Origin of the sequence: Pseudomonas neustonica (genome assembly GCF_003797945.1) — a bacterium.
Lineage (GTDB): Bacteria > Pseudomonadota > Gammaproteobacteria > Pseudomonadales > Pseudomonadaceae > Halopseudomonas > Halopseudomonas neustonica.
This window is the reverse complement of the sequence record NZ_RKKU01000053.1, coordinates 1-6,085: the sequence shown is the minus strand read 5'-3', so window position 1 is coordinate 6,085 and position 6,085 is coordinate 1. Positions and strand designations below refer to the sequence as shown.

Annotated in this window: 6 protein-coding genes; 2 read left to right on the top strand and 4 right to left on the bottom strand. The window is 44.4% G+C overall.

The window, feature by feature from the left end; genetic code table 11:
• Nucleotides 1-109 precede the first annotated feature (109 nt).
• Both EF096_RS19915 and gmtY read right to left on the bottom strand, forming a co-directional pair.
• Complete coding sequence (locus EF096_RS19915; protein ID WP_123891481.1) at nucleotides 110-1,120, bottom strand: integrase repeat-containing protein; 1,011 nt, start codon at nucleotides 1,118-1,120, stop codon at nucleotides 110-112.
• Entirely contained in the window at nucleotides 1,113-2,486 is a 1,374-nt protein-coding gene (gmtY, locus tag EF096_RS19910; protein ID WP_123891480.1) for a gamma-mobile-trio recombinase GmtY, read from the bottom strand. The genes EF096_RS19915 and gmtY overlap by 8 nt, the downstream gene beginning before the upstream one ends.
• Nucleotides 2,487-3,009: 523 nt before the next feature.
• Here gmtY and EF096_RS19905 point away from each other — a divergent pair.
• Together EF096_RS19905 and EF096_RS19900 are read left to right on the top strand one after the other, a co-directional pair.
• Nucleotides 3,010-3,531 carry an HAD domain-containing protein gene (locus EF096_RS19905; protein WP_235869806.1) on the top strand — a complete coding sequence of 174 codons (522 nt, stop codon included), beginning with the start codon at nucleotides 3,010-3,012 and terminating at the stop codon, nucleotides 3,529-3,531.
• Nucleotides 3,532-3,646: 115 nt separating this feature from the next.
• The gene (locus EF096_RS19900) at nucleotides 3,647-4,045 is read left to right on the top strand and encodes a DUF6957 family protein (RefSeq protein WP_123891479.1); all 399 of its coding nucleotides are present in this window, start codon (nucleotides 3,647-3,649) and stop codon (nucleotides 4,043-4,045) included.
• A gap of 887 nt (nucleotides 4,046-4,932) precedes the next feature.
• Here EF096_RS19900 and EF096_RS19895 read toward each other — a convergent pair.
• Nucleotides 4,933-5,397: an antitoxin Xre/MbcA/ParS toxin-binding domain-containing protein gene (locus tag EF096_RS19895; RefSeq protein ID WP_218565821.1), complete on the bottom strand. Its 465-nt coding sequence runs from the start codon at nucleotides 5,395-5,397 to the stop codon at nucleotides 4,933-4,935.
• A gap of 172 nt (nucleotides 5,398-5,569) precedes the next feature.
• On the bottom strand, nucleotides 5,570-5,992 hold the full coding sequence (locus EF096_RS19890) for a 3'-5' exonuclease (RefSeq protein ID WP_123891478.1): 423 nt from the start codon (nucleotides 5,990-5,992) through the stop codon (nucleotides 5,570-5,572).
• Nucleotides 5,993-6,085: the final 93 nt, after the last annotated feature.

Genomic DNA, 6,085 nt, shown 5'->3' with positions numbered 1-6,085 from the left:
GCAAGCTGAGGCCTTGGGCATGACTAACTTGAATGGTGGCACGCTCTGCAACGCTGAGTTCGGAATAAGACATAGGGCAGCACCGTACCGGAAAGGTCAGGTGTTGCACTCAGTTTTTGCCGCCGCCAGGCAATCTTCCATTCACTTTATAACGCTTCTTATATTCTATGGAGGTTTTAATATTTAACTCTTTAACTATCGAGCATGCCTCTGAAAATGTGGCGAATACTTTTTTCCTTTCTTGCTCAAAGAAAGACCTTCCGATTTTTTGGTATGATTTGTAAAATTTATTCGGATTTGGTGGAAGCCTGGAGTCTGATCTATACTTCTGTCTGTACAACTCTAAATTAGTTGCCCCTAATTCCAATGCTGCTTTGCGTGCCTCGTGTACGGTAGAGTAATAGTTTTTTTTCGTTAAACCTGAGGATTTTCCTAAAAAATAATCAAAGCTCACCCACTCATTTTTGTACAATACATCTGGACGAGATGGTAATTTGTAATTTTCTTTATATCGTTTTTTATATTCCGCACGAGTCCTGATTTTCATTGCAGATACAGCAGTTTGTGCATCACCCATTGTCAGATATGGTTTTGAAAGATACCTTCCGAGTAATGAACGCCAACCTTCCCAGTCATTAGAATAAACTCTGTCAGGTCTAACTGGAACCTTGGAATCCTTTACAGCAAGTTCAAAATACTGATCTTTTGTTTGAATCCTCGATTTTACAAGTACAGCGGTTAGTTCTGAAAGAGATTGGTAGTATTCTGCGGCCGGCTGACCTAAAAAATCAGGCCAACCCTTCCACTCTGCCTTATAACTCCGGTTAGGATTTGAAGGAAGCCATAAATATTCTTTACGTTGCGTATGATATTCCTCTGAAGAATGGATATTTAGCGCTCTCACAAGTTCTTGTACCTCCGTAAACGTCATTGGCACTGTTCCAAGAAAATCAGGCCAGCTAACCCAGTCGTCTATATAAAATCTTTGAGGGGTAGAGCTTAATTTTGTGTCTTCTTTATATCGTAGTTTGTATTCATCAGAGGTTCTTATGTTCAGGAGCCTAACAGCACGCTGTGCTTCACTTAAGCTTTTGTAATTAGCATAATTTCTTTTACTCATTCCCAGCCTCCAACAAATTTTCAGAAAACACCTCTAAAGCTTCCATAGCTTCATCCAGCGCCCTCCTAACGTCGTTAGCGCTTGGTTGCGTATAAACTTCCTGGGAATCGATAGATTTGTGATGCATTGCCACTTTGATCACTTCTGGTCTTACTTTTGCGTTTGCTAGAGATAGGCCATAGGAGTGCCGATCTGCATGGGCAGTTGTACCTTCAGATTTGGAAAATCTCAACCCGATCCGCTCAACCGCTCGCTTCCTACTCTTGGTATAAGCCCTTATTGTGTAAGGCCTACCTTCGTGATTCGTAAAAGCATAAGGGTGTTCCGATCCTGGCCTTGGCCTGACGTACTGATATCTCAAATAAAGCACCCAGAGATGCCTAAACTGATCACCCGCACTTGCTGGAAACCAATGAAGCGTGAAATATTTCCCTTTATTATTAGTTAATAATGGATCTTTCCATCCAGAATGAAGGCCGTTACGTTTTGGGTATTCTGTACGAGGGACCAAGTTATATTTTTGTCTTAAGTAGGCCGCACGATTAAATTTTTTATCAGGCGAGCCTCCTTGACTCGGATGATGCACTTTGACCACACATTGATGATCAACAAGAACAATATCTTCCAACCAAATATGGAAACATTCACTGACACGTAATCCACCGTAATACATCAGCATAGTTATTAAGATATCTCTGAGATTGAGGCGATTTTCAATCCCTTTTTTTCCCGACTTCCCTCTCATGATAAAACCGTGTTCTAGCAATTCATGCATTTTTCCTTGTGGAAATGCTTTCACCACTTCACTGCTACTCACCACTTGTGCCCGGGGCAGTTGAGTAAATCTTTGAATATTTTTTGGCTTGTTGGCCCATAGATGCGACATGAACGCGTTACGTTTTCGATGGTAGTAACAGGCCAGGTTCATCCTGGCACCAATCCCATCTGGTGGCACCCTGGGATTCAGGCTAATCCCAGCGTCTTCGTTCACTTCAGCTAACCAGTCGAAATAGTGAGTCAATAGTGCAACCAACTGTCTAGCATCGGCCTCCCTACGAGGTAACCATCTCAGACCTGAATCGTCACTGCCATTCTCACCAATGGTTCCGGTGAACAGCGACAAAGCAAATTCTCTGAACAACTGCTTGGGCTCCAGACACACGACCAGGTTAGCGTCCCAGAAATCACAAAGTAATTTGACGGCAAAAGCACTGCGGTCCAGCCAGCTATGAGATCGGCGACGATGATGCAGAAGGTAAATTAAGTGACTTTTCAACAGGCCACTGTTGCTTATCAGAACCGGCAGGGCGAACCGAGCACCTGTGTTGTCAATTCTGATCGTTGCGTTGACGCGGATTGAAGTCATGGGGATAAAATTACATCAGAGTGGTTTATTTTCATATGGTGATTTCTCAGCCGAGAACTAAATTTATCAACTTATAATGAACAAAAAAATCAACGCATGTCAACTTCCGACCCAACTGAGCAATATATTGCTCAGCACCGCGCTAATAGCACTCTAGGCATGAAATATCCTAAAGAATTTTGTTGGAAAGTAGCATTTTCTTTGTTATATTTTCTAAATTGGAGGTATTAAACACTGTATCTCCGCTAGTTATCATCCCGTGCCTGAGATAGGCGAACGAGAATATTTTAGAGCAGATCTGTAATTTTATAAGTCGGCATTTCAGTCAAACATCTCTATGGCACGAGTAGCCACATGTAATTCGGCATTTATTAAAGTCATTACTTTTATGACTTGAGTGGTTTCTGGCAAAGCCGGCCAACTTAGTTCGAATAAGGGCTAGAAAAAAAGCACGCAGCTTACACTTACTCAATCAGTCTGGACCATTTGTCTCAAGCTCACAGCCACGCAACGAATCGCACAAATGAAAAGTAAAACTATGGTTTTTCTCGATTATGACGGTGTCTTACACCCTGATTCCGTAAACCGCCGTTCTAACGGGCTCATTGAATTACAGTTGCCTGGAAAACTGTTCATGTGGGCGCCAATACTTGTTGAATCGCTAGCACCTTATCCCGATTTAAGTATTGTATTGGCTACAAGTTGGGTCCGGAAACTAGGATTTAGACGCGCATTAAATTGTCTCCCAGTTGAGCTTTCCAGGAAGGTCATTGGCGCCACCTGGCATTCATCGATGGGCAGAAATACCGACGGTATTAACCTCTGGGATCAGCAGTCTCGTTACCACCAGATTTCAGCATATCTGCGTCGGCAAAACGTTTTTGTATCATGGCTAGCCATCGATGATGACGCTGTCGGCTGGCCCTCAAGCAAATATAACAATCTGGTACTTACAGATCCGATACTTGGTCTCTCATCATCTTTAACTCAAGCGCAACTACAAGAGCGGTTGAAGGCTCTTAACGTGGTCGCCAATACCGAATAATCTTCGCCAAGTTCTACGCTTTACCGTCTGAAGAAAAAAAATGTTCAAGCAAAATAGCCATAGGCCTCAATGAATTCGCAAAAAATTGTCCAACATTTTTCCCAAGGAAACTGAAATGGAAGAACTCTATGCTGTGACTGATCTTCTTTACAAGGGTGGCTCCCCTATGCCTAGCCGGGATCTCACGGAAAATGAGGCGATAGCCTTGGCCGAGGGAACAAAGCCTCACAAACCGTGGTGCATTGTAAAGAACTGGATCTGGGTTGACCTTGAGGTCTCATTAGAAGCTCAGGAAGCGATTCAAAAGACTGGATACTCTCCTGTGATGATGTACGCCCACTATGTGATAAACGACAGTAAAGGCCGATTCAACCGAGGGGACTGGGTGCGTAGCACTCCGCTGCTGACGTTCGCAGAACAATGCCTTTTTGAGACGCGAAATACGATATACGTTCTAACTGGCGAAGGTACCCGGAAGAACGCAAAACCTTCCACTCTTATGAAGATTTTTTAATTCACATAATCTCACCCTCCCAAACCAGTACACTTTGTGTGTTGGTTCGCAACTAAGACAAATAGTCGGAGTAAAACAGTATCAACTCCAGATACCGATCGATGAGTGACACCAGTGTGTGTCACAAAAAATAAATTTGTTTTTGGAGCCTTCATTGACCTTTGTGATGCATGTTGCGAGCCGACTATCAGTGGCATAAAATCTCCGCAATTCGAGGTCCTTTCATCCCGCTCGGGGTACGGATCTCATAATGACAGGGGTAATACGAAGTGCAATTTCGCGAATCCTGTTCTTTAGATCCCATTTTTTACTGCGCAAAGAGCACAAGGTCAATAATGGGCTTCATGACCAAGCCAGAAAACCAGCTCAGCCAAAATAGACAATGGGGATGTTAGGCAGTGAGAACGTTCAAAGATTAACCTGACTGCTACCAGGGGTTTATCATCTCTGCGTAGAAGTTTCTATATACACGCTGCAGGTCATCTGTATCGCAATGCTCCAATATTTCAAGCAAAGACCGACCATCAAACCCATAGTTATCATTTGGGCGGGAAGCAAAATAAGTTACATTCGACGGATTTTCGAACATCCCGTTTATAATCCTTGCGAAATTGACCACCAAATCAATCCGCCGCAGTTGATCTTCGGTAAGCCTTACACTGCTTTGAGTTATGGCTGACAGTCTGTCTAACGACCCCTCATTCATCAGAATTATCCGGGCCATCCTAGACGGATCGACACCCCAGCTGGAGAGAATTTTGACCACCTTTAGGAAATGATCACGCTGTTCTTGCATTGTCATAGTTGCTGAGAATGTCGTCATCAAGGCTCTTCTAGGAAACGAGATGCAAAAGCCTTAATAAGAGCTGTCGTCGCAGACATCCGCATCAGACGACTCCGCCCCACTCTATAGCTAAGAGCGCCCTTCTAGCCTGACGCCCCCCAAGCTCGGTCTTACAAAGATGGAATGGCGCTGCGCCTCCAAGACTTTCATTTGGAGCAACCATCCATTCCTTAGCTGCGCTCGAACATTCAAAAACACTTCTTGCGAGAACCGCCAGGTAGGCCAACCGGTCTAGTCGTTCAGAGGTCGTTAAATCTAGGGGAGAGTTATCCTTTTCGCGTGTACTTATCGTTCTCACGGACAGATTTGCCAGATCACCAATGACTGAAGCATCCACCTCGAAAGCTGATTTAGTAGAAGATAGCCACACAACTTCGAACCCTGAATTAATACGCTTAAGACGCTCCTGTTCGGACATCGCTGAAACTCGGTCTGCCATTTTCCAAAAACTGTCGTGACGCATCTCTAACTCATTTGGCTGAACTTTTATCTGATCATTGGTCGACATATCAAAGGCCCTCAGGTGGACAATGTGTCACGCAGCATATTGCTAATTCTATTTCAGAGTAGCCTGTCACTTTTCGGCCAACGTAATTGACGGTTGAATATTGTTAGATCGCTAGTTTCTTATCTCCCGTTCCGGACCGTCTTTCACAACGCTCATTCAGACACAACGAATATTAACTAATGCTTCCCGGCGGTCTCGCCAATTTTTCTTCCAGTGACCAATCGATAAAAGACAGCAACCGTACGATATTTCTAGCATCGTCCACACCGCGATGGAGGTCTCCTTCAAACACTAGACCGTGAAACGCTAAGGCATTGACCAATCCATTTTTTTTCCTCTGTCCCGTTGTACGCCGCCAGAGACGTTTCAGGTTCAGGTGGGGATAGTTCAGCATCGGTGCTAACGCACCGTCCATTTCACCCTGGATGGCAACATGTCTTAGGTCGTAATTACCCCAGCTGCTCCAGATAAAGCTCTCAGCCTGCTGACCTAACCATTCGGTTAGATACTGGATGGACTCTGGATAGGTCTTTGCGTTATCCACCATTGGCTGAGAAATACCAGTTGCATATTCCGGCCCATCGTGACCGCCCATTCCGTTTGAACGTGACCGCCTGTTCCGGGCTAACGTGACCGCTCATTCCGTTTTATCGTGACCGATTTTGGGTGATATCCCGGAATCACCGGT

Excerpts from the sequence above, each read along its gene's own strand:
- EF096_RS19915 (WP_123891481.1), bottom strand. The coding sequence starts at position 1,120 with ATGAGTAAAAGAAATTATGCTAATTACAAAAGCTTAAGTGAAGCACAG.
- gmtY (WP_123891480.1), bottom strand. The coding sequence starts at position 2,486 with ATGACTTCAATCCGCGTCAACGCAACGATCAGAATTGACAACACAGGT.
- EF096_RS19905 (WP_235869806.1), top strand. The coding sequence starts at position 3,010 with ATGAAAAGTAAAACTATGGTTTTTCTCGATTATGACGGTGTCTTACAC.
- EF096_RS19900 (WP_123891479.1), top strand. The coding sequence starts at position 3,647 with ATGGAAGAACTCTATGCTGTGACTGATCTTCTTTACAAGGGTGGCTCC.
- EF096_RS19895 (WP_218565821.1), bottom strand. The coding sequence starts at position 5,397 with ATGTCGACCAATGATCAGATAAAAGTTCAGCCAAATGAGTTAGAGATG.
- EF096_RS19890 (WP_123891478.1), bottom strand. The coding sequence starts at position 5,992 with ATGGGCGGTCACGATGGGCCGGAATATGCAACTGGTATTTCTCAGCCA.